The sequence below is a fragment of the Kineococcus sp. AC630 genome (genome assembly GCF_979255925.1).
In genome coordinates this window covers 19,726-43,568 of the sequence record NZ_CEEDMJ010000024.1, presented here as the reverse complement: position 1 = coordinate 43,568, position 23,843 = coordinate 19,726, and the positions used below count along the sequence as shown (strand labels likewise).

At 73.2% G+C, this 23,843-nt stretch carries 21 protein-coding genes; 9 read left to right on the top strand and 12 right to left on the bottom strand.

All coding sequences use genetic code 11. The annotated features are described in order from the left end of the window. Window position 1 precedes the first annotated feature (1 nt). From AC0I8G_RS21505 to AC0I8G_RS21490, 4 genes are all read left to right on the top strand, one after another. A complete protein-coding gene (locus tag AC0I8G_RS21505; RefSeq protein ID WP_471731757.1) occupies window positions 2–2,491 on the top strand; it encodes a DNA gyrase/topoisomerase IV subunit A in 2,490 nt (829 codons plus the stop codon). A gap of 79 nt (window positions 2,492–2,570) precedes the next feature. After that, window positions 2,571–3,914, top strand: coding sequence for a M20 family metallopeptidase (locus AC0I8G_RS21500; protein WP_471731756.1), 1,344 nt, complete (start codon window positions 2,571–2,573; stop codon window positions 3,912–3,914). After that, window positions 3,911–5,479: an AbgT family transporter gene (locus AC0I8G_RS21495; protein WP_471731755.1), complete on the top strand. Its 1,569-nt coding sequence runs from the start codon at window positions 3,911–3,913 to the stop codon at window positions 5,477–5,479. The genes AC0I8G_RS21500 and AC0I8G_RS21495 overlap by 4 nt, the downstream gene beginning before the upstream one ends. A 24-nt stretch (window positions 5,480–5,503) precedes the next feature. After that, entirely contained in the window at window positions 5,504–6,541 is a 1,038-nt protein-coding gene (locus AC0I8G_RS21490; protein ID WP_471731754.1) for a hypothetical protein, read from the top strand. Window positions 6,542–6,550: 9 nt separating this feature from the next. Here the strand turns inward: AC0I8G_RS21490 and AC0I8G_RS21485 are convergent, their stop codons facing one another. From AC0I8G_RS21485 to AC0I8G_RS21460, 6 genes are all read right to left on the bottom strand, one after another. Then, window positions 6,551–7,870 (bottom strand): ATP-binding protein, encoded by a 1,320-nt coding sequence (locus AC0I8G_RS21485; RefSeq protein ID WP_471731753.1) that lies wholly within the window; start codon window positions 7,868–7,870, stop codon window positions 6,551–6,553. A 9-nt stretch (window positions 7,871–7,879) separates the two neighbouring features. Then, window positions 7,880–9,442: a carboxylesterase/lipase family protein gene (locus tag AC0I8G_RS21480; protein WP_471731752.1), complete on the bottom strand. Its 1,563-nt coding sequence runs from the start codon at window positions 9,440–9,442 to the stop codon at window positions 7,880–7,882. Between the two features lie 121 nt (window positions 9,443–9,563). Beyond that, the gene (locus tag AC0I8G_RS21475; protein WP_471731751.1) at window positions 9,564–11,237 is read right to left on the bottom strand and encodes a phosphoenolpyruvate--protein phosphotransferase; all 1,674 of its coding nucleotides are present in this window, start codon (window positions 11,235–11,237) and stop codon (window positions 9,564–9,566) included. Further along, window positions 11,230–11,526, bottom strand: a complete 297-nt coding sequence (locus tag AC0I8G_RS21470; RefSeq protein ID WP_471731750.1) for an HPr family phosphocarrier protein — start codon at window positions 11,524–11,526, stop codon at window positions 11,230–11,232. The genes AC0I8G_RS21475 and AC0I8G_RS21470 overlap by 8 nt, the downstream gene beginning before the upstream one ends. After that, the gene (locus AC0I8G_RS21465; protein ID WP_471731749.1) at window positions 11,523–11,981 is read right to left on the bottom strand and encodes a PTS sugar transporter subunit IIA; all 459 of its coding nucleotides are present in this window, start codon (window positions 11,979–11,981) and stop codon (window positions 11,523–11,525) included. Before AC0I8G_RS21465 ends, AC0I8G_RS21470 begins: the two co-directional genes overlap by 4 nt. A gap of 121 nt (window positions 11,982–12,102) precedes the next feature. Further along, a complete protein-coding gene (locus tag AC0I8G_RS21460) occupies window positions 12,103–14,184 on the bottom strand; it encodes a DNA gyrase/topoisomerase IV subunit B (protein WP_471731748.1) in 2,082 nt (693 codons plus the stop codon). 258 nt (window positions 14,185–14,442) lie between these two features. Here AC0I8G_RS21460 and AC0I8G_RS21455 point away from each other — a divergent pair, with 258 nt between their 5' ends. Next, a complete protein-coding gene (locus tag AC0I8G_RS21455) occupies window positions 14,443–14,646 on the top strand; it encodes a DUF7455 domain-containing protein (RefSeq protein WP_380162484.1) in 204 nt (67 codons plus the stop codon). 36 nt (window positions 14,647–14,682) lie between these two features. Beyond that, the gene (locus tag AC0I8G_RS21450; protein WP_471731747.1) at window positions 14,683–15,177 is read left to right on the top strand and encodes a DUF456 domain-containing protein; all 495 of its coding nucleotides are present in this window, start codon (window positions 14,683–14,685) and stop codon (window positions 15,175–15,177) included. Between the two features lie 80 nt (window positions 15,178–15,257). Here the strand turns inward: AC0I8G_RS21450 and AC0I8G_RS21445 are convergent, their stop codons facing one another. The 6 genes from AC0I8G_RS21445 to AC0I8G_RS21420 form a co-directional block, all read right to left on the bottom strand. Next, window positions 15,258–16,772: an RNA polymerase sigma factor gene (locus AC0I8G_RS21445; RefSeq protein WP_471731746.1), complete on the bottom strand. Its 1,515-nt coding sequence runs from the start codon at window positions 16,770–16,772 to the stop codon at window positions 15,258–15,260. A gap of 185 nt (window positions 16,773–16,957) precedes the next feature. After that, the gene (locus AC0I8G_RS21440) at window positions 16,958–17,359 is read right to left on the bottom strand and encodes a universal stress protein (protein ID WP_380262089.1); all 402 of its coding nucleotides are present in this window, start codon (window positions 17,357–17,359) and stop codon (window positions 16,958–16,960) included. Window positions 17,360–17,408: 49 nt separating this feature from the next. Then, window positions 17,409–18,452 carry a DUF4192 family protein gene (locus tag AC0I8G_RS21435; RefSeq protein WP_471731745.1) on the bottom strand — a complete coding sequence of 348 codons (1,044 nt, stop codon included), beginning with the start codon at window positions 18,450–18,452 and terminating at the stop codon, window positions 17,409–17,411. Between the two features lie 63 nt (window positions 18,453–18,515). After that, window positions 18,516–18,875, bottom strand: a complete 360-nt coding sequence (locus tag AC0I8G_RS21430) for a YkvA family protein (RefSeq protein WP_471731744.1) — start codon at window positions 18,873–18,875, stop codon at window positions 18,516–18,518. 3 nt (window positions 18,876–18,878) lie between these two features. After that, window positions 18,879–19,550, bottom strand: coding sequence for an EcsC family protein (locus AC0I8G_RS21425; protein ID WP_328291938.1), 672 nt, complete (start codon window positions 19,548–19,550; stop codon window positions 18,879–18,881). Window positions 19,551–19,578: 28 nt separating this feature from the next. Next, the gene (locus tag AC0I8G_RS21420; RefSeq protein WP_471731743.1) at window positions 19,579–19,806 is read right to left on the bottom strand and encodes a hypothetical protein; all 228 of its coding nucleotides are present in this window, start codon (window positions 19,804–19,806) and stop codon (window positions 19,579–19,581) included. Window positions 19,807–19,858: 52 nt separating this feature from the next. Between AC0I8G_RS21420 and AC0I8G_RS21415 the strand changes: the two genes are divergently transcribed. The 3 genes from AC0I8G_RS21415 (at window position 19,859) to AC0I8G_RS21405 (ending at window position 23,838) form a co-directional block, all read left to right on the top strand. After that, window positions 19,859–20,722 carry a spermidine synthase gene (locus AC0I8G_RS21415; protein ID WP_471731742.1) on the top strand — a complete coding sequence of 288 codons (864 nt, stop codon included), beginning with the start codon at window positions 19,859–19,861 and terminating at the stop codon, window positions 20,720–20,722. Continuing rightward, the gene (locus AC0I8G_RS21410; protein WP_471731741.1) at window positions 20,719–21,372 is read left to right on the top strand and encodes a DedA family protein; all 654 of its coding nucleotides are present in this window, start codon (window positions 20,719–20,721) and stop codon (window positions 21,370–21,372) included. The genes AC0I8G_RS21415 and AC0I8G_RS21410 overlap by 4 nt, the downstream gene beginning before the upstream one ends. Window positions 21,373–21,474: 102 nt before the next feature. Beyond that, window positions 21,475–23,838, top strand: coding sequence for a poly(ethylene terephthalate) hydrolase family protein (locus AC0I8G_RS21405; RefSeq protein ID WP_471731740.1), 2,364 nt, complete (start codon window positions 21,475–21,477; stop codon window positions 23,836–23,838). Window positions 23,839–23,843 lie beyond the last annotated feature (5 nt).

Below are 23,843 nucleotides of genomic sequence, written 5' to 3'. Positions count from 1 at the left end.
CATGCCTCGCAAGTCCGCACCTCCGCCGCCGCCGTCCGACGTTCCCGAGCGGATCGTCGACATCGACGTCGAGCAGGAGATGCAGGGGGCGTTCCTGGAGTACGCCTACTCCGTCATCTACTCGCGCGCCCTGCCCGACGCCCGGGACGGTCTGAAACCCGTCCAGCGCCGGATCCTGTACATGATGCAGGACATGGGGTTGGTCCCCGCGCGGGCGCACGTGAAGTCGGCCCGCGTCGTGGGCGAGGTCATGGGCAAGCTGCACCCGCACGGCGACGTCGCGATCTACGACGCGCTGGTCCGCCAGGCCCAGAGCTGGACGATGCGCCTCCCGCTGGTCGACGGGCACGGGAACTTCGGGTCCCTGGACGCCGGTCCGGCCGCGCAGCGCTACACCGAGGCGCGGATGGCACCGGCCGCGCTGCTCATGACGACGGGACTGGACGAGAACGTCGTCGACTTCGTCCCCAACTACGACGACCGGCTCACCGAACCCGGTGTCCTGCCGGCCGCGTTCCCGAACCTGCTCGTCAACGGGGCCAGCGGGATCGCCGTCGGGATGGCCACGAACATGCCGCCGCACAACCTCGTCGAGGTGGTCAACGCGGCGAAGCACCTCATCCGCCACCCCGAGGCGGACCTCCCGGCCCTCATGCGTTTCATCCCGGGCCCGGACCTCCCGACGGGCGGGCGCATCGTCGGCCTCGAGGGGATCAAGGACGCCTACGCGAGCGGCCGCGGTTCCTTCCGCACCCGGGCCAGCGTGACGATGGAGAAGATCGGCCGCCGCCAGGCGATCGTCGCCACCGAACTCCCCTACGGCGTCGGACCGGAGCGGTTGATCGAGAAGATCGCCGACCACGTCAAGAACAAGCGCCTGCAGGGTGTCGCCGACGTCACCGACCTCTCCGACCGGCACAACGGGATGCGCCTGGTCATCGAGGTCAAGAACGGTTTCGTCCCCGAGGCCGTGCTGGAGCAGCTCTACCGGTTGACGCCGATGGAGGAGTCCTTCGGCATCAACAACGTGGCCCTGGTCGAGGGCCAGCCCCGGACGCTGGGGTTGAAGGAACTCCTCGAGGTGTTCATCGGCCACCGCCTCGACGTGGTGCGCCGCCGGACGCAGTTCCGGCTGGAGAAGGCCCAGGACCGGTTGCACCTCGTCGACGGGTTGCTCGTCGCGATCCTGGACATCGACGAGGTCATCGCGATCGTGCGTTCCTCCGACGACGCCCCGGCCGCGTTGAGCCGGTTGATGGAGCGGTTCTCCCTGTCGGAGAACCAGGGTCGCTACATCCTGGACATGCAGCTGCGCCGCCTGACGCGGTTCTCCCGCATCGAGCTGGAACGCGAGCAGGCCGAGTTGCGGGCCACCATCGCCGAGCTCCAGGCCATCCTGGACGACGAGAACCGGTTGCGGACCCTCGTCAGCGACGAACTCGGCGCGGTCGCCGCGGAGCACGGGACGCCGCGCCGCACGGTGCTGCTCACCGCCTCCGGCCCGGCGACCGGTTCGGCGGCCGTCCCGACGCAGCTGGAGATCTCCGACGACCCGTGCTGGGTCCTGCTCTCGTCGGCGGGTCTGCTGGCGCGGACGAGTTCGGTGGAACCCCTGGGCACCGAGGGCCGGCGCAGCCGGCACGACCTGGTGCTCGCCGCGGCCCCCGCGACGGCCCGGGGTTTCGTCGGGGTCATCACCTCGGCGGGACGCCTCGTGCGGGTTCCCGTGCTGGACCTGCCGACGCTGCCCGAGACGGCGGGACGGCCGAACCTCTCCGGCGGGACGGGCGTCAAGGAGTTCGTGACGTTCGGCAAGGGCGAGCGGGCGCTGACGATCGTGCCGCTGCCGAGCCCCGGCGTCGAGGACCCCGACGACCCGGGTTTCGCCCTCGCCACCGCCGGCGGGACGGTGAAGCGGGTGGTGCTCGAGGCGCTGGGCAACCGCGACGAGGTCGACGTCATCACGCTGAAGGACCTCGGCCCGCGCCAGAAGGACGAGGTCGTCGCGGCGGTCCAGCTGACGAGCGGCGAGGAGGAACTGGTGTTCATCACCTCCGACGCCCAGCTGCTCCGCTTCTCCGCCTCCGCCGTCCGTCCGCAGGGTCGTCCCGCCGCCGGAATGGCCGGGATCAAGCTCTCCCCCGGTGCCCGGGTGGTCGCGATGACCGCCGTGGCCGGCGACGCGGTCGACCCGGTCGTCGTCACCGTCGCGGGGGACTCGACGAGCGGGGCCTCGCAGCTCGGCTCGGCGAAGGTCACCCCGCTCTCGGAGTACCCGGCCAAGGGCCGCGCGACCGGCGGGGTGCGCTGCCACCGCTTCGCCCGGGGCGAGGACGTCCTGCTGCTGGCGTGGGCCGGGCCGGCCCCCGCCGAGGCCGCGACGTCGACCGGTACCGCCGTCGCCCTGCCGGAGACGCCCGGACGCCGGGACGGGTCGGGTACCGCGCTGGAACGGCCGATCGCCGCGATCGCGGGGCCGCCCCAGGTCTAGGTGAACTCCGTGTTTCGTCTCGCCGCCACGCCGGTCGTGGACTGGCGACGGGCTCGCTGTGCGAGTAGGCCTGATGCGCATGGCCGAGCAGACGAGCGACCCGACCCGACCGGGCACCCCCGACACGACCTACCTCACCTCGGTGCGGGTGGGCATCGACCGGGCGGCGGCGAGTGCCGCGCCGCTGACGAGTGAGCACGCCGGGGCCTCCCAGGCCCTGCTCGACGCGACCGAGGCCGCGGTGGAGGCGCTGGGCACTGACCTCCTCGCCCTGAGCCACGACCTGCACGCCCACCCCGAGGAGGGTTTCGCCGAGCACCGCTCGGTGCGGGCCGTGGCCGACCTGCTCGCCCGTCACGACGTCGAGGCCACGGTCGGGGTGCACGGGCTGGAGACGGCCGTGAAGGCCGTCGTCTCCAGCGGCGCGGGGCCGACGGTCGCCGTCCTGGCGGAGTACGACGCGCTGCCGGGGGTCGGGCACGGCTGCGGGCACAACGTCATCTGCGCCACCGCGGTGGGGGCCTTCCTCGGCCTGGTGCACGCCCTGCGCTCCGGGGAGGTCTCGGGGACGGCGGTGCTGCTCGGGACGCCCGCCGAGGAGGGCGGGGGCGGCAAGGAGTTCATGGCCCGCGACGGCGCGTTCGAGGGGGTCGACGCCGTCGTGATGCTGCACCCGTTCAGCTACGACGTCGCCGTGCAGCCCTTCCTCGGACGCCGCCAGGTCCGCGCGACCTACACCGGGGTTCCCGCGCACGCGTCGGCGCAACCCTTCATGGGACGCAACGCCCTCGACGCCGTCGTCGCCGGCTACAACGGCATCGCGATGCTGCGCCAGCACATCACCCCCAGCGACCGCGTCCACGGGATCGTCGTCGACGGCGGGCAGCGCCCGAACGTCGTCCCGGCCCGCGCCGTGTCGGAGTACTACGTGCGCTCGGCGGAACCCGCGACGCTCACGGACCTGTGCGGGCGGGTCGACACGATCCTGCGGGCCGCGGCCGCGATGACCGGGTGCGGGGTGGAGCTGGAGTGGGACCGCCAGCCCGCGTACCTGCCGATCCGCGCGAACCTGGAGATGGCCGCGCGGTGGACCACGCACCAGCAGCGACGCGGACGCACCGCGCTGCCCCCGGGGGTCGTCCCGGAGACCCTGTCGGGCTCCACGGACCTCGGGAACGTCAGCGTGCGGGTCCCCTCGATCCACCCGATGCTCGCCGTCTCCGGCCCGGAGCTCTCGCTGCACACGGCGGAGTTCGCCGCCGCGGCCGGATCCCCCTCCGGGGACGCGGGCGTGCTCGACGGAGCCGTCGGGTTGGCCCTCACCGCCCTGGACGTCCTCGCGGACCCGGAACTCCTGGCGGCCGTCACGGCCGAGTTCGACGCCGCCGGCGGTGTCCTGGACGTCGAGGAGTTCCTGGCGTGAGCTCCCCGGTCGAGACCGCACCCACCACGCGCACCGACCGGCTCCTCGGGGGCGTCGAACGGGTCGGCAACAGGATCCCCGATCCCTTCATCCTGTTCGTCGGGCTGTTCCTGGTGCTCTCGATCGTCTCGACGGTCATGGCGGCGCTCGGGACGACCGTCCGGATCCCCGGTTCCGAGGAGGTGCAGGACGTCCGGGGGCTGTACACCGTCGAGGGGATCCGGTGGCTCACGACGAACCTCGTCGACAACTTCGTGTCCTTCCCCCCGCTGGGGACGGTCGTGGTGATCCTGCTCGCGGTGGGTCTCGCCCAGCGCAGCGGGTTGATGTCCTCGCTCATCAAGGTCGCGTTCGCCGGGGCCCCGACGTGGGCCCTGCCCTACGCCGTCGCCGCGGTCTGCATGGTCGGCCACGTGATGGCCGACTCGGTGATGATCGTCATCCCACCGTTGGCGGCGATGGTGTTCAAGGCCGCCGGACGCCACCCCGTGGCCGGGTTGCTCGGCGCCTTCGCCGCGGCCGGGGCGGCGTACTCGACGTCGTTCGTCGTCACGAGCCTCGACGCGTTGTTCTCGGGGATCACCCAGTCGGTGACGGCGTCGCTGCCCGACGCGGGAACCCCGGTGACGCCGGTGTCGAACTGGTTCTACAACATCGCCTGCTCGGTGGTCCTCACGGTCGTCTGCGGTCTGCTCATCACCAAGGTGCTGGAACCCCGGCTGACCCGGCAGGGAGTTCCCACCACGCAGCAGGAGGGTTCCGAGGGCATCGGGACCGTCGAGGACGTCTCGGACCTGTCCGTCTCGCGCGACGACCGCCGCGGGTTGCGCCGGGCCGGGCTCGCCGCGCTGCTCACCGTCGCGGTCCTCGTCGCGCTGACCGTCGTCCCGGGTTCGCCGATGCGCAACGAGAGCGGCGGCTACCTCCCGGAGTCCCCGCTGCTGGACTCCGTCGCCTTCATCGTCTTCTCCCTGCTCGCCGTCCCCGCGCTGGCCTTCGGCCGGTCCACGGGAACCCTGCGCCACCTCGTCGACGTCCCGAAGGCCATGGGCGAGGCCGTGCGCGACATGGCCCCGTTCATCGTCCTGGCCTTCGTGCTGGGCCAGTTCGTCGCGTTGTTCACCTGGTCCCGGGTCGGGTCGTGGATGGCCGTCTCGGGTGCCGGTGGCCTCGACGCCCTGGACCTCGACGGCTTCGAGGCGATCATCGCCTTCATCGTCCTGGCCTCGCTGCTCAACCTGTTCATCACCTCGGGGTCCTCGATGTGGACGATCATGGGTGCGGTGTTCGTGCCGATGTTCGCCCTCCTCGGCTACGAACCCGCCTTCACCCAGGCCGCGTTCCGCGTCGGCGACTCCGCGACGCAGATCCTCACCCCGCTGAACCCCTACCTGGTGCTCGTGCTGGCGATGGTCCGCCGCTACGAACCCCAGGCCGGGCTGGGAACCCTCATCGCCCGGTTCCTGCCGTTCACGATCTGCTTCTGGATCGCGTGGGTGCTGATGCTCAGCCTGTGGTTCGTGCTGGACCTGCCGTTCGGGCCGGGGCAGTACGCACGGATGTGAGATCCGGGGTGGCACAGTGGGCCCGTGCCCTCACGTCGCCACCTGCTCGGCCTCGGGCTGCTGGGCGGCGTCGGGCTGGGGCTGCGGGGGTCGTCAGGACCCTCGGACCCGGGCCCGCCCGGGGTGACCGCGGACGGCGTCGACACCGCCGACACCCTCGCCGCCCGGACGGCGCGTTCGCGGGCCGCGGGCATCCCCACGGGGATGACCGGGTACGAACACGTCGGCGTGCCGGTGGGGACACAGCTCACTCCCCGGAGGAGCTCGTTCACCAGCTCCGCGGACGGGGAGGTCCTGGAGTTCGTCGACCTGCGCGGCCTCGTGACCATCAACCACCGCGACGTGACGATCCGGTACTGCCGGATCACCAGCACCGGGGACCCGAAGATCCGGGTGAACTCCGCGCGTCACCGGGGAGCGTCCCTGCACCTGCACGACTGCGTGGTGCGGGGGGCCTCCGACACCGACCACGGCACGGCCATCGGCTACGGCAACTACACCGCGGAACGGGTCTGGGTCACCCGCTGCGAGGACGCCTTCCGGCTCGGGGCGAACGCGACCATCGACACCTGCCTCACCGACGGTCAGTCCATCGCGCGGCTGCCCAACGGCAGCCGGGTCCACACCGACGGGGTGCAGTCGACGGGCGCGGACAACGCCGACGGGGTCTGGTCCACCGTCCGGAACTCGTCCCTGCTCGCCGTCCGGGTCGACGGCTCGAAGGGGAACTCCGCCGTCATCCTCGGTTCCGAGGGTCCGCGGGTGGACGGCGAGAACCTGGGCACCCCCACCCGCAACGTCCTCGTCGAAGGGAACTTCTTCTCCGACGGCTCCTACTCGGTCATGCAGAAGGCACCGGAGAACGCGCGGGGTCTCATGGAGAACATCGTGTTCCGCGACAACGTCTACGCCGGCAACGGGGAGTACGGCGAGATCGCGGTGCCCCGCTGGGCGGTCGGGAAGTACGTCACCTTCACCGACGAGGTGACGACGGACGGGTCGAGAGCCGGGCTCTCGTACTGGGCGAAGTCGGCGACGGCGCCCGACTGGTTCAGGGGCTGAGCGTCCGTCTCACAGGTAGTTGCCGGTCAGGGCCGCGGGTTGCCAGCGCCCTTCCCGCACGACCTGCAAGAGGACCTCGGTGGTGAGGTCCGCGCCGTGGCCGAGGACGCTGCGGCGCACCACCTCCCGCAGGTCGGCCCCGGTGACCCCGGGCGGCAGCTGACGGGCGAGGGCGGCGCAGTCGACGGCGGTCTCACCGAAGCGGCCGAGGAGACGGCGCAGGATCGCCTCGCAGGCCTCCTGGTCCGGCGGGGCGAGGTGGATCACGGCGTCGAAGCGGGCGGAGCGGGTCGCGGCGGCGTCGAGGGCGGCGGGGTCGTTGGTGCTGGCGATGGTGAGCACGTCGCGGTACTCCTCGGTGCCGTCGAGCACGGCGAGGAAGTCGGCCAGCGCGGTGCCGCGCGCCCCGGCCTTGCGGTCCCCCAGGTAGAGGTCGACGTCCTCGAGGACCACCACGCTCGGCCCGAGGTCCGCCGTCTCCCGGTACACCTGGCGCAGCACCGACGAGGCCGCGGAGGCGTCGACGATGATCACCGTGAAGTCACCCGCGAGTTCACGGGCGACGACCCGGCTGAGGGCGCTCTTGCCGACCCCGGGCGGACCGGCCAGCAGCACCCCGCGGTTGGTCCCGAGCCCGAGGTCGCGCAGCAGCTCCGCCCGGGTGGTGAGCGCCGCGACGTTGGCGTCGACCTCGGCCCACACCGATGCGGGGAGCACGAGGTCGGCCCGGCCCCCCGGACCCAGCGCGGTGGGTTTCAGCTTCAGCGGGAGGTGCGCGTCGGCGTGCAGGATGCGGCCCCGGTAGAAGCCCTTGTCGCGGCGGGCCGTCGCGAGCAGGGAATCCACCAGACCGCGCGCGGCGGCGTGGTCGCCCGGGCGCGACAGGACCCGCAGCGACGCCGGCTGCGGCGCGTACTCGTGCTGGGCGAGCTGCACGACGACGTCGGCCGCGGCGGCCGTCCCGGCCGGGAAGAACGCCGCCGTCGAGGTCGGGACGGAGACGTGCTCGTCCAGGAGGTCGATGCGCTGCCAGGTGGGCGGTTCGTCGTCCTCGACCGGGCCCAGCGCCGCACCGTGCACCTCGACCAGGTCGGCCAGCGCCGCCCCCACCGAGATCGCGCGGGTGTTGGTCAGCTCCACGAGCTCCGACACCAGCGACGTGTGCGGCAGCTCGAGGTGGGCCTCCACGAAACCGTTCGCCGTGACCGTCGAGCGACTACCGCCGGAGAGGACCTCGCCCACGAGGGCGACCGCCCGACGGACGTCGGCGGGTTCCGCCGACAGCCTGCGGGCGAGGGCGAGACCGAGGTCGTCGTCGTCAGGGAGCACCGCCCGACGCTACGTCCTGGCGGTCCGGAGCGCGACTTCGTCGTAGGGCCGGAACTCGACGTCGGCCCAGATGCGCTCCCGCGGGTCCGGCGCGAGGTCGAGGGAGTCCTGGGAACCCCAGACCCGCACGGGGGTCCCCTCGGCGTCGATGGCCGGCCAGCCCGGGTCACCGTCGGCGGCGAACGACGTCCACGCCGCGACCATCCGCCGGGACAGCGCGGAACTCGCCGGGGTGGGGAACACCCCGCGCAGCCGGGGACCCAGCCGGGGGACCCGTCGGGCCAACGGCAGCACCGGGACGGCGTGCAGGAAGGGTTCCATCGCCTGCGGGTTGCCGAACGCGAACGGCACGTCGAGACCGTGGGTCGCGCCGAACCGGCCACCGAGGGCCGGGGAACGCCAGGTGAACCGGGACAGGAACGTCCGGCCCCCGCGGGCGGTGTGCGCTCGGGCGAAACGCCGCGACGGTTCCGCGAACAGGCCGTCGCTCAGGAGCGCGTCCCCGACCGTGCCCGGGTCCGCCCCGGGCAGGAACCCCCGGTACTCCTCGACGGCCGCCGCGGGCAGGCCCACGGCCAGGGCGAACTCGACGACCTCGTCCCAGGTCTTCGCGACGGGAGCGAAACCACTGCGGGAGAACAGCTTCCACTCGTCGGCGACGCTCGAGACCATGAGGTCGACCGCCGGGTCGCCGCCGGCGCCGGGGCCCTCCATGAACGGCGCGGTGACCACCTCACCGTCGACGACCGGGTGGTACAGCAACGGGACGGAACCCCGCGGCCCGGCGTCCGGGTCGGCCGCGAGGTCCTGGGCGACCGCGTCGGAGGCGGCCAGCAGCCGGATCGGCGGCAGACCGGCGAACCCCTCGCGGTCGGCCGGGACGCGCGCGGCGCGGGCGACGTGGCGGGCCACCCGTTCCGCCTGCGCGACGGTGTAGGTCTCCCCCGTGATGCTCGCCGCGATGGCGCGCGTGAACAGCCCCCGGGCGACGGGGGCGCAGGTCAACGCCGCGACCGAGGACGCACCGGCGGACTGACCGGCGATCGTGACCCGCGAGGGATCACCACCGAACGGGGTGATGTTGTCCTGGATCCACCGCAGGGCGGCGATCTGGTCGAGGAGGCCGCGGTTGTGCGGGGCACCGGGGACGGCCCCGAACCCCTCGAAGCCGAGGCGGTAGTTCATGGAGACGACGACGAAACCCCGCGCGACCCACGCGGCCGGGTGGTAGCCCGGGGCCGAGCCGGAACCCGAGACCCAGCCGCCGCCGTGGATCCAGACGAGGACCGGCAGACCGCGCGTGAACGCCTCGGGGACGTGCACGTCCAGGGTGAGGTGGTCCGCCCCGGACCGCGGCGTCCACCCGTAGCCGGAGCGGGGGTCCTGCGGGGCGACCGGGGCGTTCTCGTCGGCGGGTCGGACCCCGGACCACGGCTCCACCGGTGTGGGCGCGGCGAAGCGGCGGACACCCACGGGTGGGGCTGCGTAAGGGATGCCCAGGAAGGAGACCACTCCGCGCCGGGCCGCCCGACCTCGGACTCCACCCGCCGTCGTGACGACGACCCTGGGCATCGCCCGCTCCTCCCGACGTCCGCCGCGCGTTCCTGAAGGACCCCTCGACGAGGCCGGGGGGACGTCCCGTCGAGGGATCCGTCAGGAGCGCGCGGCGTGCTCCCTCGTGACCCGAAGAACTTTACAGTGCGACGACCTCGGGATCGGCCAGCCGCGCCGCAGCGGCGCGCGCGTCCGCCGGGGTCACCGCGGCCAGCGCCGCCTCCGCCATCGCCCGGCACGTCGCGGAGGTCGTGCGCGACAACGCGAACCGGACGGCGGGCACGGCCGCGGGAGCCATCGAGAGACTGGTGACGCCCAGACCGACGAGGACCAGCGCGAGCAGCGGATCGCGGGCCGCCTCGCCGCAGACACCGACGGGCGCCTGCGCCGCGGCACCGGCCGCACCGGTGAGACCCACCAGCTGCAGCACCGCCGGCTGCCACGGGTCGAGCAGGTCGGCGAGATCACCCTCGAGGCGGTCGGCGGCCATCGTGTACTGGGTGAGGTCGTTGGTCCCGATGCTCACGAAGTCCAGCCCCGCGGCGAGCAGGTGCGGTGCCCGCAGCGCAGCGGCCGGGACCTCGACCATCGCGCCGACCTCACGCAGACCCGCCGCGCGGGCCCGGTCGGCGAAACCGCGGGCCTCCTCGGGCGTGGCGACCACGGGCGCCATGACCCAGGGCCGGGTGCCGCTGATCTCGGCGGCCGCGGCCAGGGCCCGCAGCTGGGTGTCGAGCAGATCCGGGTGCCGGCGGGCGGTGCGCAGCCCCCGGACGCCGAGGGCCGGGTTCTCCTCGGCCGCGAGCGCGACGAAGGCCAGCGGTGTGTCCGCCCCCGCGTCCAGGGTGCGCACGACGACCCTGCGGTCACCGAACGCCCTGAGCACACGGGCGTAGACCTCGGTCTGCTCCTCCAGCGTCGGCGCGGAGTTCCGGTCCAGGAAGAGCACCTCGGTGCGGAACAACCCGATCCCTTCGACGTCCAGCGCGGCAGCGCGTTCGGCGGCCTCCAAGGTGCCGACGTTGGCGAGCAGCTGCACGCCGATCCCGTCGGCCGTCCGGCCGGGCCCCCCGGCGGACGCGGCGAGTTCGGCGTGCACCGCACGACGGGTCTCGATCGCGGACCGGAGTCCGGTGCCGGGATCGAGGGTGACGGAACCGGAGCGGGCGTCGACCGCCACGGCGCACCCGTCGGCGATCCGCAGCGCCCCCTCGACCCGCACGACGCAGGGGATGTCGAACTGGGCCGCGACGATCGCGGTGTGGCTGGTCGGGCCGCCGAGCTCGGTGACGATCCCGACGACCCGGGACAGGTCCAGCGCCACGGTGTCGGCCGGGGCGAGGTCACGGGCGATCACCACCGAGGGACCGGAGAGTTCCGGCACCCCCGGCTCGGGCAGTCCCAGGACCCGGGCGACGACCCGGTCGCGGACGTCGCGCAGGTCGGTGACCCGCTCCTTGAGGTGAGGGCCGCCGGCCGCGAAGATCTCGCAGAACGTCTCCACGGCCTCGTCGACGGCCGTCGCCGGACCGGTGCCGAGAGCCAGTCGGCGCTCGACCTCGGCCGGCAGACCGGGGTCCGCCGCCATCAGCGCGGTCGCCTGCAAGACGTCGGCGGTGGTCCCGCCGGCCCGCTGCGCGCGGGCGCGCAGGGAGTTCGCGACGGCGTCGAACGCGGCACGGACGTCCGCCCCGGCGGTCACCGGGTCCGCGGCCGCCGGTTCGTCGGCGGGCGGGCGGGCGGGGAGGGCGAGCACGACGGCCGTCCCCACCGCGGCCGACGAGCCGACGCCCACCCCCGACAACTCACGCATCGTGGTCGGTCTCCACGAGGCCCGCGAGGGTCTCCAACGCCGCCTCCGCACCGTCCCCCTGCGCCGTCAGGACGACCTCGTCGCCGTGCTGGGCGCCCAACCCCATGACCCTGAGGATGCTGCGGGCGTCGACCGGGTCACCGGATCCGAGGGCGATGGTCACCGGCAGTCCGGTCGCCGCGGCGGCCTGGACGACGAGCGACGCGGGGCGGGCGTGCAGGCCGACGCGGGAGGCGACGACAGCGGTCCGGGTGGCGGTGGACACGGGGGTGATCGCGACGCACGTCATCGTCCGTGCACCTCCTTCAGGACGGCCGCGGCGACGGCTTCGGCGTCAGGGGCCCCGAGGAGGGACTCGCGGAAGGAGGCGTGCACGAGCTTGCGGGCCAGGGCGGTCAGGATCGTGAGGTGGTCGGCCTCGCCGGTCGTGGGCACGGCGATGAGGAACACCAGGTCGGCGGGACCGTCGGGTGCGCCCCAGTCGATCCCGTTCCCGTCCAGGACCCGCCCGATGGCCAGGCTGGGCACGGTGACGGCCGCGGAACGCGCATGCGGCAGGCCGATGCCACCGGGGATCCCCGTCGCCATCCGCTCCTCACGGGCGGCGACGTCGGCGAGGAACTGCTCGAGGTCGGTGACCCGGCCGGCGTCGGCGAGGGTCTGCGCGAGCTGACGGGTCGCGTCGACGCGGTCGCTCGCCTCGAGGTCGACGAGGACGAGTTCCGGGGCGGTGAGGTCGGTCATCGCTGCAGGTCCTCCACGAAGGTCTCGGGATCGGGATCGGCGAGGACACGGACGCCGCCCGGGAGCAGGACCGCAGCCCGCCTCGCGGGCTACGTCGAGGACGGCCTGGTGCCGCTGCGGGTCACGCGTCGATGCGACCACGGTCCAGCCGTTCGGCGCCGGCGATGATGAAGTCCTTGCGGGGCGCGACGTCGTTGCCCATCAGCAGTTCGAAGACCTTGTCCGCCACGGCGCCGTCGTTGACCGTGACCCGGCGCAGGGTGCGGTGCTGGCGTTCCATCGTCGTCTCGGCGAGCTGGTCCTCGTCCATCTCCCCCAGACCCTTGTAGCGCTGGGGTTCGCCGTAGTGGCGGTTGCGCCGGTTCAGGTCCGCGGTCACCTTGCGCAGCTCGGCGTCGGAGTAGGTGTAGATGATCTCCTTGCCCTTCTTGCCCGGCGTCGTCACCGCCAACCGGTGCAGGGGCGGCACCGCGGCGAAGACGCGGCCGGCCTCGATGAGCGGGCGCATGTAGCGGAAGAACAACGTCAGCAGCAGCGTCCGGATGTGCGCGCCGTCGACGTCGGCGTCCGTCATCAGGACGATCTTCCCGTAGCGCACGGCGCTGAGGTCGAAGCTGCGCCCGGAACCGCCGCCCACGACCTGGATGATCGAGGCGCACTCGGCGTTCTTCAGCATGTCCGTGACGGACGCCTTCTGGACGTTGAGGATCTTGCCGCGCAACGGGAGCAGGGCCTGGTACTCGGAGTTCCGGGCCCCCATGGCGGTGCCCAGCGCGGAGTCACCCTCCACCAGGAACAGTTCGGTGTTGGACACGTCGTCGGAGCGGCAGTCCTTGAGCTTCGCCGGCAGCGAGGAACTCTCCAGCGCGTTCTTGCGACGCTGGGTCTCCTTGTGCAGCCGCGCCGAGATGCGCGACTTCATCTCGGTGACGACCTTGTCGAGCACCGCGGTGGCCTGCGCCTTGTCGTCGCGCGTGGGCGAGGCGAAGACGGCGCCGAGTTCGTTCTCGATGACCTTGCGGACGATGGCCCGCACGGCGGCCGTCCCGAGGACCTCCTTCGTCTGACCCTCGAACTGCGGTTCGGCCAGGCGCACGGTGACGACGGCCGTCAGCCCGGCGAGGATGTCGTCCTTCTCGAGCTTCTCGTCCTTGCCGACCTTGAGCCGACGGGCCTGGGCGTCGACCTGCTTCTTCACCGCCGCGAACAGGCCCTGCTCGAACCCGGCGAGGTGCGAGCCGCCCTTGGGCGTCGAGATGATGTTGACGAAGGTGCGGATCGTGGGGTCGTACCCGGTGCCCCAGCGCAGCGCCACGTCGACGACGCAGTCGCGGGTGACCTCCTGGGGGCTCATGTGACCGGAGTCGTCGAGCACCGGCACCGTCTCGGTGAAGGTGTCCTCGCCCTGCAGGCGCCACACCGAGGTGACCGGGGCGTCGGGGGTCAGGTAGTCGGCGTACTCGCTGATCCCGCCGTCGTGCTGGAAGACCTCCTCGGTCGGCTCCCCCGAGCGCTCGTCGCGGACGACGATGCGCAGACCGGGGACGAGGAAGGACGTCTGGCGAGCCCGGGCGGCGAGGTCCTCGTAGGAGAACGCGGCCTCCTTGAGGAAGATCTGGCGGTCGGCCCAGTAGCGCACGCGGGTCCCGGTCACCCCGCGCTTGGCGCGTCCGATGATCGCCAGTCCCTGTTCGGGGGTGAAGTCGGCGTCAGGGCCCTCGCCGGCGTAGCGGCCGGGGGTGCCGCGCCGGAAGCTCGTCGCGTAGGTCTTGCCGCCGCGGTCGACCTCGACGTCGAGGCGGGAGGAGAGGGCGTTGACGACGCTGGCGCCGACCCCGTGCAAGCCCCCGGAGGCGGAGTAGGACCCGCCGCCGAACTTGCCGCCGGCGTGCAGGTGGGTGAAGACGACCTCGACCCCCGACAGCCCGGTGCGCTTCTCGGCGTCGACGGGGATGCCGCGGCCGTCGTCGTGGACCTCGACGGAACCGTCCTGGTGCAGGATCACGTCGATCAGCGAGCAGTGGCCACCCAGGGCCTCGTCGACGGAGTTGTCGATGATCTCCCACAGGCAGTGCATGAGGCCGCGGGAGTCGGTGGAACCGATGTACATGCCCGGACGCTTGCGGACCGCCTCGAGTCCTTCGAGGACGAGGAGGTTGGCCGCGGTGTACTTGTCGTCCGATGGGGGGCTGGGCGGAGTCACCCCGGAAGGGTACGGGTGTTCGAGCGGGTGGCCGTGGCGCTACACGCCGCTCCCCGCTGCCCGTTCGCCGGGTCGGTGTGACGCACAACACCTCCGCTACGAGCGAACGGAATGCTCCAACGGCGTGGGAACGCGAGCGGGCTGCCGAAGGTTGGGGAAGAGTGTCCGGTGGGAGCAGCAGCTGCCCGCCAGCGTGCACGACCCGGAAGGAGTCGCGGAGTGACCACCGCTACCAGCACCACCCTCAGCAACGACCACATGACTGCCTCGGACCGGTGCGACCGGTGCGGTGCCCAGGCCTACGTGCGAGTCGTGCTCAACGCCGGTGGTGAGCTCCTCTTCTGCGCTCACCACGGCCGCGAGCACCGCGACGCGCTGCGTCAGGCCGGCGCCGACATCCACGACGAGTCGCAGAAGCTGGCGGCGACGACGTCGGCGTCCGCGGCTCCCGACGAGCGCTGACCCTGCTCCACGAGCTCCGACGAGCCCGGCATCACCATGGGTGATGCCGGGCTCGTCGTCGTTGCGCTGACCATCGCGGTCGGCCTCGTGGGGATCGTGGTGCCCGTCCTGCCGGGCACCGTCCTCATCGCCCTCGGGCTTCTCGTCTGGGCCGTGACCACCGGTGGGTCGGCCTGGCTGTTCTTCGCCGGGGCCGCCGTCCTGCTCGCCGCGGGTCAGGTCGCGATGTACCTGCTGCCGGGCCGCCGGATGACCCGGGCAGGGGTCCGCAGGACCACCCTGCTGCTCGGAGCCGTCCTCGGCATCGTCGGGTTCTTCGTGATCCCGGTCGTGGGGCTGCCGATCGGGTTCGTCCTCGGCGTGTTCCTCACCGAGCTCGCCCGGGCGGAGTCCGCCGGGGGCCGGGCCAGGACCGCGTGGGCGGCGACCGTGGTCGCCCTCAAGGGCGTGGGGCTCAGCGTCGCCCTCGAGGCGTCCGCGGGGCTGGCGGCGACCGTCCTCTGGGTCGTGGGCGCGCTCACCCTGCGCTGAGCCCGCCACGGGCGGTCAGGGAACGACGAACGGCCCGGCAGGGGAACCCTGCCGGGCCGTTCGTCGTGGAGCCGGACTCCTCAGTCGAGGTAGTCGCGCAGGACCTGCGAGCGCGACGGGTGACGCAGCTTCGACATCGTCTTGGACTCGATCTGACGGATGCGCTCACGCGTCACGCCGTAGACCTTGCCGATCTCGTCGAGCGTCTTCGGCTGACCGTCGGTCAGACCGAAGCGCATCGAGACCACGCCGGCCTCACGCTCGGACAGGGTGTCCAGCACCGAGTGGAGCTGTTCCTGCAGCAGCGTGAAGCTCACCGCGTCGGCCGGGACGACCGCTTCGGAGTCCTCGATGAGGTCACCGAACTCGGAGTCGCCGTCCTCGCCGAGCGGGGTGTGCAGCGAGATGGGCTCACGCCCGTACTTCTGGACCTCGACGACCTTCTCCGGGGTCATGTCGAGCTCCTTGGCGAGCTCTTCCGGAGTGGGCTCGCGACCGAGGTCCTGCAGCATCTGCCGCTGGACGCGGGCGAGCTTGTTGATGACCTCGACCATGTGCACCGGGATGCGGATGGTGCGGGCCTGGTCGGCCATCGCGCGGGTGATGGCCTGACGGATCCACCACGTCGCGTAGGTCGAGAACTTGTAGCCCTTGGTGTAGTCGAACTTCTCGACCGCACGGATCAGACCGAGGTTGCCCTCCTGGATGAGGTCCAGGAAGAGCATGCCGCGACCGGTGTAGCGCTTGGCCAACGAGACGACCAGGCGGAGGTTGGCCTCGAGGAGGTGGTTCTTGGCCCGACGGCCGTCCTCGCTGATCCACCACAGCTCACGCTTGAAGATGGAGTCGATGTCGTCGCCGGAGTGCAGCTTCTCCTCGGCGAAGAGACCGGCCTCGATGCGCTTGGCGAGTTCGACCTCCTGCTCGGCGTTGAGGAGGGCGACCTTGCCGATCTGCTTGAGGTAGTCCTTGACCGGGTCGGCGGTGGCGCCGGCGGTGGACACCTGCTGGGCAGGGGCGTCGTCGTCGTCGTCGTCGCGCAGGACGAAGCCACCGGCGGTCTTCTTGGCGCCGGTCTCCTCGGTGGTGTCCTCGGTCGCGGCGTCGTCCTCATTGGCGAGGTCTTCTTCCTTGACCTCGTCGACCTCTTCGGTGGGCTCGTCACCCTTGCCGCCGGCCTTGGCTGCGGTCTTCGCCGCGGCCTTGGTCGCCGTCTTCGTCGCGGCCTTGGTGGCCGTCTTCTTGGCGGCGGGCTTCACGGCCGCTGGGGCGTCACCCTCCGCCGGCGCGACGGCGCGCTTGGCGGCCGGACGCGCGGTCTTGGTGGCCGTGGCCGTGGACGTCGTGCGGCGCGCCGAGGCGGCAGCGACCGCGCGCTTGGGCGCGGCCTCCGGAACCTTGACCGTCACACCGGCGTCGTCGAGGGCACGGAGGACGGCCTTCATGCGCTGCACGGGCAGCTGCGCGTCCTCGCACGCGACACGCACGGAGTGCGCATCCACGTAGCCGTGGGTGGTTCCGTGCTGCAGGAGCTCCTGGAAGGGAGCGGAAGCGAACTCTGGCGGGAGCGGCCGGGAGGTCGGTACCGACGACACGGACTGCCTTTCGTCGTGGGCGGAACGAGGCTGCGCGGGCAGCAGCCGACAACGTCAACACCGCGGGCGGAGTGCTTATGCCCACTGAGGACGACAAACCACGATTGTGGCACGAACCCGGTGGATCGCGCGCACGACACCGCCCGAACGGCGTGCCTGGCGTGGGCGCGACCCCTCCGGCGGGCTCAGTCCTCCGGCTTCACCGCGAGCACCGGACACGGCGCGTCGAGCAGGATCCGCTGGGCGCTGGCGCCCAGGATCAGCTTGCCGACGGGGGTCCGGCGACGGAGGCCGATGACGATGAGCGAGGCGCCCGTCTCCTCGGCCGCCGTGATGAGGTCGTCCGCGGGATCCTCGGAGTCGGGGACGTCCCGCATCTCGTGGGCGAGCCCGGCGGCCGCGAGCTTCTCCTGCACCGACGCGTGGACCCCGGCGAGCTGCTCGGCGTCGGCGGCGTCGACCTCACGCCCCGGTCGCCGGCTGTGCACGACCACCAGCGGGACCGCGTAGCGCAGCGCCGCCTCACCGGCTCGTTCCAGGGCTGCTCGGCCCTCCGGGTTGGCCACGTACCCGACGACGATCCCCATGCCGCACCTTCCAGACGCCGTTGATGGACGGCGTGACCGTACTACGCGCTCAGTCCCCGCACGGCGGGCGACCCACGAGCAGGAGCTGCAGGACCAGCCGGGCCAGCCGTTGCCCCGGGTCCCGACGCAACGCCTCCTCGGCCGCGGCGGCGGCCCGCACCCCGTCCCCGCTGTTCCAGGACGACCACGCGGCCACCGCCCACGCCCCGGCCGCCGTCGCCCCGTTCGCGTACCGGGCGACGTCGACGGCGAGCGCCGCGGCCAGGGCGCCGCGCCGGCCGTCGGACTCCTCGCGCAGGGCCGGCGCGAGGAGGACCGCGTCGCGGGTCGCGAGGTCGTCGAACCCCGCCAGCAGGCGCCCGCAGAACTCCGGGGCGGGCAGCGCGGTCGTGGTGCTCTCGGCGCGACGGTCGAGCTCGGCGTCCCACTCGGCCAGCAGGGCACGGCGGCGGTCCGGGGTCCAGGGTCGCGTCGCGTCGCGCCGGGCGGCGGAGGCCACGGACCGGCGTCCGGCCTCGACGGCGGTCGTGGGGGGCAGCGCGGCCGCACGGTCGGGGGCGACGCCCAGCCCGAGGCCGACGGCCTCGGCGACGACCCGGTCGACGTCCGCCGTGGACAGCGGGGTGCCCTCGTGGGGGCAGCAGGCGAGGTCGCAGGTCAGCGAGCGGAAGCGGTGGTCGGTGAGGACGACCACGTCGAGGACGTCACGCCCCCGGGCGCCGAGCAGACGGGACACCGCGGCCAGGGTGGCGTCCGCGCGGGGCCCCGGGGTGAGGACGCCGGTGCGGGTGGCCTCGGGGTCGTAGCCGAGGACGAGGACCCGGGCCTCGGGTTCCGCCCGGTCGAGGAGGGCGCGCACGGCGCCGGCGGCGACGGCCGAGACGTCCGCGTCGTCGTTCGTGGGCGGCAGGTCCACCCGCAGGACGACCCCGAGCCGTTCGCGGGTGCTGCCGGGTCGCGGGGTCCTCACCTCCAGCAGCACCAGGCTGTCGGTGGGGTGGAACCCGAGGCGGAACGGGACCAGGGCCAGCAGCTGCGCGGGGCCGGCCGCGACGACGGTCCCGGGCTGCTGCGAAGGGGCGAGGGCGGACATGACCGAAGCCTCGACCGGGGAGCGACCGCGACTCCCCCGCCCGTCCACAGGCCCGGGTGGGGGTCAGTCCCGGCCGGGGCTGTGTACAGCCGGACGTCCGTCGCGGGCGCGCCACGCGGCGTAGTCCTCCGTCGCCACGAGCACCCACCCGGCGACCCAGGCGGCGACGACACCGTCGTCGAGCAGGCCCACGAGGGGCAACCAGGCCTCGGGCAACGCGTCGACGGGCGAGACGACGTAGACCAGCCCGAGCGCGGCCCAGGCCAGCCGGGAGCGTCCGGCTCCGGTGTAGCGGCCGCGCACGCTGTCGGCGACCATCGCGGGCAGCTGGGCGAGCCTGGTCCCGACACCGGGGGTGCCCGGACGGGTTCCGGAACGCAGGGTGCGCCACAGGACCGGCAGGGCGGCGGTGCGGACGGCCACGACTCAGTCGCCCTTGTGCGGCGGCAGGCCGTGCTCGGCGGCCTTGGCGATGCGCCGGAACATCACGGCGTCGACCCCGGCACCGACGGCGCCACCGACGACGGGCAGGGCGCGGGCGGGTACCCGCAGCAGCGTCTTGGTCCCGAAGCGCGCGATCAACCGGAAGCCCACGCCCTTGTTGACGAGCATCAGGACGGGTCGCGGGACGCGGGAGGTGACGAGTCCGGCGATGCGTCCACCGGTGGGCAGCCCGGCCGCCTTGAGGACGTCGGTCGCGTCGGCACCGACGAGGGTCAGCAGGACGGCGGAGCGGACCTGGGGCAGCGACGTGTCGTAACCGCGCAGTTCGGCGAGGGCGGCCACGGCCCGGACGGCGAGGACGTGGAAGCCGAAGACGTTGGCGGGCAGGGCCACCGGCATGGTCACGAGTCCGCCGAGACCGGTCACGAACCCGTTGCCGGCGATGAGACGGGTGTGCTGGCGCAGGACGGCGTGCACGGCCGACTCGGTGCTCGGGTGCCGCTCGAGCGCCGACCGCGCGACCTCCGCAGCGCTGTCGAAGGGGCCGAGGCCGTCGATGCCGACGGCGAGGAGGCGCTGGACGAGGTCGGCGGCACGTCCCTCGAGACCTCCCGGCGGCGGAGTGGCGGAGGTCTTCTGCACGTCGTGGCTCACGTCACGACGCTAGCCGCAAGAACGCCGCTCAGCGCGCGGGATCCTGCTCGCTGAGGAACGCGGACACCTCGGCGACGCCGTCCTCGACGTAACGACGACGGGCCCAGGCGCGGGGCAGGCGCTGGTCGGCGCCGACCGGGGGCCGGTCCAGCTGCGGGAGGCGGGAGAGGTCGGCCCGGCGACGCAGGGCGCGGCGGTCACGGACGAAGGGGACGACGAACACGGCGAGGAGGCACATCTCCAGGAAGGTCGACATGCTGAGTACCTCGGCAGGACCGCGGGAGAACTTCAACTGGTTGGATCGGGGGGTGTCCGCCCCACGTCCCGCCCGTCGCACCCGAGGTCCCCGGCCCGAGGAGGGCGAGGCCCTGATCACCACGGGCACAGCGCGTCTGGAGCAGGACCGCGACGACCCCGACGGGTGGACGGTGCACGTCAACGGGGTCCCCAGCTCCTACGTCGACCTGGCCGACCCGACCCGGCTGGTCTTCGAGTACCACCAGTGGACGGCCGCCGTCATCGACGCCGTCCACGACGAGGGTCCGCTGCGGATGGTCCACCTCGGCGGTGCCGGCTGCGCCTTCCCGCGCTACGTCGCCGCGACGCGACCGGGGTCCCGTCAGCTGGTCCTGGAGGTCGACCAGCGGTTGGTGGACCTGGTGCGCGCCAGCTTCGGGGCCAGCGGAGCCGCCGGCTTCAAGCTCAAGGTGGCCGACGCCCGCGAGGGGCTGCGCGCCGTCCCGGACGGCACCCAGGACGTGGTGGTGCGCGACGCCTTCGCCGGCGACCGCGTGCCCGGCCACCTGGTCACCGCGGAGTTCCTGCGCGACGTGGACCGCGTGCTCACCCCGGGCGGGGTGTGGATCGCGAACCTCGCCGACCGCCCGCCGATGCCGCACTCGCGGGCCGAGCTCGCGACGACGGGATCGGTCTTCGCGCACGTCGCGCTGATGGCCGAGCCCGGGGTGTTCCGGGGCCGCCGCTACGGCAACGCGCTGCTCGTCGCCTCGCAGTCCCCGTTGCCCGAGCGGGCCCTGGTCCGGGCGTTGTCGGGTGGCGTCGCCCCGGCCCGCCTCGTCGCGGGCGAGGACGCCCGGCACTTCTGCGCGGGGGCGGGCGTTGTGACCGACGACGCGATCTCGCCGAGCTCCCCGGAGGAACCCGACGCATGAGCACGACCCTGGCCCCGCCCGCCGACTCGCAGACCGGGGGTCTCACCGGGTTCGTCCTCGAGACCGTCGACACCCTGGGGGCCCCCGGCGTGGGGTTGATGAGCTTCCTGGAGGTGGTGTTCCCGCCGATCCCCAGCGAGGTCGTCCTGCCGCTGGCCGGCTACCAGGTCCAGCAGGGCCGCATCGGGCTGGTCGCCGTGGTGCTGTTCTCCGTCGGGGGCGCGTTCCTGGGGTCACTCGTCCTCTACTGGCTGGGGAAGGTGGTCGGGCTGCAGCGCGCGGCCCGGATCGCCGACCGGATCCCGTTGATGGACGCCTCCGACGTCACGAAGTCCGCGGAGTGGTTCCACCGCCACGAGGGGGCGGCCGTCTTCACCGGTCGCTTCGTCCCCGGGGTGCGCAGCCTCATCTCGCTGCCGGCGGGGGCGGCGGGGATGGGGCTGCTGAAGTTCTCGCTGCTGACCGTGCTGGGCAGCGGGTTGTGGAACGGGCTGCTGATCGGCCTGGGCATGGCCTTGGGGACGCAGTACGAACTCGTCGAGAGCTACGGCCACTACCTCGACCACGCCTTCTACGCCGCCATCGCGGCGGTCCTGGTGTGGGCCGTCGCCCGCCGGGTGCGCAGCCGCCGGCGGGAACGCGTGGGCTGAGGGAAACCGACGCTGTGCGTTCCTTGTGCCACAAGATCACGTGTGGGAGCGTCCAGCGCAGCAGCGGAGCAAGGTGCCCGCGCTGCCTTGAGGGGGTCGCCGGTGTCCCGGTTCTCGAAGGTCAGGAGGGCAGCCGTCCTGGCTGCGGCGAGCACCACGGTGCTCGTGGGAACGCTGGCGGTGGCACCCACCGCAGGGGCCGCCGGGCCCGGCTGGAGCGTCACCGCGGTCGGCGGGAGCTCCTGGGAGGTGTCCCTGCGGCTGCCCGGACCGGTCCCGGTCCGGGCCGCCCAACCGGAACTGGCCGTGGACGGGGTCGTCCTCGGCGTCGCCCGCCAGGACCCCGACGGGCACACCCTGACGGTGCGGACGGCTGACGCCCGGGTCGCCCGGGCGGGTCGGGTCCAGCTGGCCTGGAACGGGGTCGTCGCCGGCGAGGAGGCCCGCGCCCTGCGGCACGCGGCCGTGCCGGCGGCCGAGGCGGAGACCCTGAGCGGCGAACTGCTGGGCGTCGACCCCGCGACGCGCGGGACGTTCGGCGTGCGCCGGGCGGACTACGACCTGGGTGACACGGCGGTGCGCCTGCCCGGTCTGGGCGGACAGGCCGTGGAGGAACGGGCAGCGGTGTACCTGCCGGCCGGGGCACCGGGCCCGCGACCGGTGGTCGTCTTCCTCCACGGTCGTCACCAGGCCTGCTTCGGTGGTACCGACGAGGACGACTTCGGCGGCTGGCCGTGCGCGGGTTCCTCCCGCCCGGTCCCCAGTCACCTCGGCTACGGCGAGGCCGCGCAGGCACTCGCCTCCCAGGGGTACGCGGTGGTCTCGATCTCCGCCGACGGGATCAACCAGCTGGACTGGCGCGCGGAGGACGGTGGCGCGCAGGCCCGCGGGGAGCTCGTGATGGCCCACCTGGACCTGCTGCGCACCTGGGGCCCGCTCAAGGGGCGCCTGGACCTGACGAACGTCGGCCTGATGGGTCACTCCCGGGGCGGTGAGGGTGTCGTGCGCGCGGCTCTGCTGAACGCCGAACGCCCGGCGCCGTACGGGATCAGGGCGGTGATGCCGCTGGCCCCGGTGGACTTCGCCCGCCAGACCCTGCCGGGCACCGCGATGGCCGTCGTGCTCCCCTACTGCGACGGTGACGTCTCGGACCAGCAGGGTCAGCACTTCTACGACGACAGCCGCTACGCCGCGGGCGACGACGTGCTGCGGTCCTCGCTGCTCGTCATGGGCGCGAACCACAACTTCTTCAACTCCGAGTGGACCCCGGGCCTCTCGCAGGCCCCGTCGAACGACGACTGGTACCTCGCCGACGACCCCGTCTGCGGTGAGAGCGCACCCTCACGCCTCTCCCCCGCCGAGCAGCGCGCGGTGGGTGCCGCCTACGTCTCGGGCTTCTTCCGCCTCACCCTCGGCCGCGAGCAGCAGTTCCTGCCCCTCTTCGACGGCACCGGCGGACGCGCGGGGTCGGCGGGACGGGCCGTCGTGCACACCCAGGCCCAGCAACCCGCCTCGGCGCGGACCGACCTCGCGCCGTTGGAGTCGGCGTCGCGAGGCGTCTCGCTGCCCGCGGGCGCCGCGTACTGCGCGAGCGTCGGTGTCGCCGAGGCGGGGCGGCTCCCCCGGTGCGCCTCCGACCTGCGCCCGGTGAGTTCCTTCCCGCACTGGACCCCGGCCTGGCTGGCGCCGGACGTCCCGGCGACGCCGCTGCTGCGCGCACGCTGGAAGGCGGGTTCCAGCCCGCGACCGGTGACGGTCCAGGTACCGCGGGGAACGTCACCGCAGGTCGCCCAGGCGCTGACCTTCCGCGCGGCGACACCCGGGTTGGTGGCCACCGACCTCACCGTCACCGCCACCGACCGGGCCGGTCGCAGCGCCGGCGTCCGCGTGTCGCGGTTCAGCTCCGCGCTGCGGCCGCTGCCGGCGCTGGCCGACCCGTGGGGTGAGGGGGCGGCGGTGGCCAAGACGTGGCTGCGCACGGTCCGGCTGCCCCTGGACGCCTTCCCCGGCGTCGACGTGGGCGACCTCGCGACCGTGACGTTCACCCCGACGGAACGGTCGACCGACGTGTACCTCTCCGACGTCGCCCTGGACAGCCCGGCGAGCGGGACGGGAACGGTGCCCGCGCTCCCCGCCGTCAGCATCGGCGACGCCGAGGTCTACGAGGACGACGGCACCCAGCAGGTGCGGATGCCGCTGGTGCTGTCGCGACGCTCCACCGTCCCGGTGACCGTGGAGGTCGACACCGCGGCGGCCGCCCTCGACGGCCGCATCACCCCGACCTGGACCCACGTGACCATCCCCGCCGGTCGCCTCACGGGGTCCGTCGTGGTGCCGGTGGTCGGGGACGACGTGGTCAACGACGCCCAGGCACGCTTCACGGTCACGCTGTCGGTGCCCCGGCACGCGGTCGTGGGCGACGGGTTCGGGACGCTGAGCGTCTACGACGACGACCTCTACGACTGATCCGC

What these genes read in the sequence shown, in the direction of transcription:
- AC0I8G_RS21505 (WP_471731757.1), top strand. Translation starts at nt 2, where the DNA reads ATGCCTCGCAAGTCCGCACCTCCGCCGCCGCCGTCCGACGTTCCCGAG.
- AC0I8G_RS21500 (WP_471731756.1), top strand. Translation starts at nt 2,571, where the DNA reads ATGGCCGAGCAGACGAGCGACCCGACCCGACCGGGCACCCCCGACACG.
- AC0I8G_RS21480 (WP_471731752.1), bottom strand. Translation starts at nt 9,442, where the DNA reads ATGCCCAGGGTCGTCGTCACGACGGCGGGTGGAGTCCGAGGTCGGGCG.
- AC0I8G_RS21475 (WP_471731751.1), bottom strand. Translation starts at nt 11,237, where the DNA reads ATGCGTGAGTTGTCGGGGGTGGGCGTCGGCTCGTCGGCCGCGGTGGGG.
- AC0I8G_RS21470 (WP_471731750.1), bottom strand. Translation starts at nt 11,526, where the DNA reads ATGACGTGCGTCGCGATCACCCCCGTGTCCACCGCCACCCGGACCGCT.
- AC0I8G_RS21465 (WP_471731749.1), bottom strand. Translation starts at nt 11,981, where the DNA reads ATGACCGACCTCACCGCCCCGGAACTCGTCCTCGTCGACCTCGAGGCG.
- AC0I8G_RS21455 (WP_380162484.1), top strand. Translation starts at nt 14,443, where the DNA reads ATGACTGCCTCGGACCGGTGCGACCGGTGCGGTGCCCAGGCCTACGTG.
- AC0I8G_RS21450 (WP_471731747.1), top strand. Translation starts at nt 14,683, where the DNA reads ATGGGTGATGCCGGGCTCGTCGTCGTTGCGCTGACCATCGCGGTCGGC.
- AC0I8G_RS21440 (WP_380262089.1), bottom strand. Translation starts at nt 17,359, where the DNA reads ATGGGGATCGTCGTCGGGTACGTGGCCAACCCGGAGGGCCGAGCAGCC.
- AC0I8G_RS21435 (WP_471731745.1), bottom strand. Translation starts at nt 18,452, where the DNA reads ATGTCCGCCCTCGCCCCTTCGCAGCAGCCCGGGACCGTCGTCGCGGCC.
- AC0I8G_RS21420 (WP_471731743.1), bottom strand. Translation starts at nt 19,806, where the DNA reads ATGTCGACCTTCCTGGAGATGTGCCTCCTCGCCGTGTTCGTCGTCCCC.
- AC0I8G_RS21410 (WP_471731741.1), top strand. Translation starts at nt 20,719, where the DNA reads ATGAGCACGACCCTGGCCCCGCCCGCCGACTCGCAGACCGGGGGTCTC.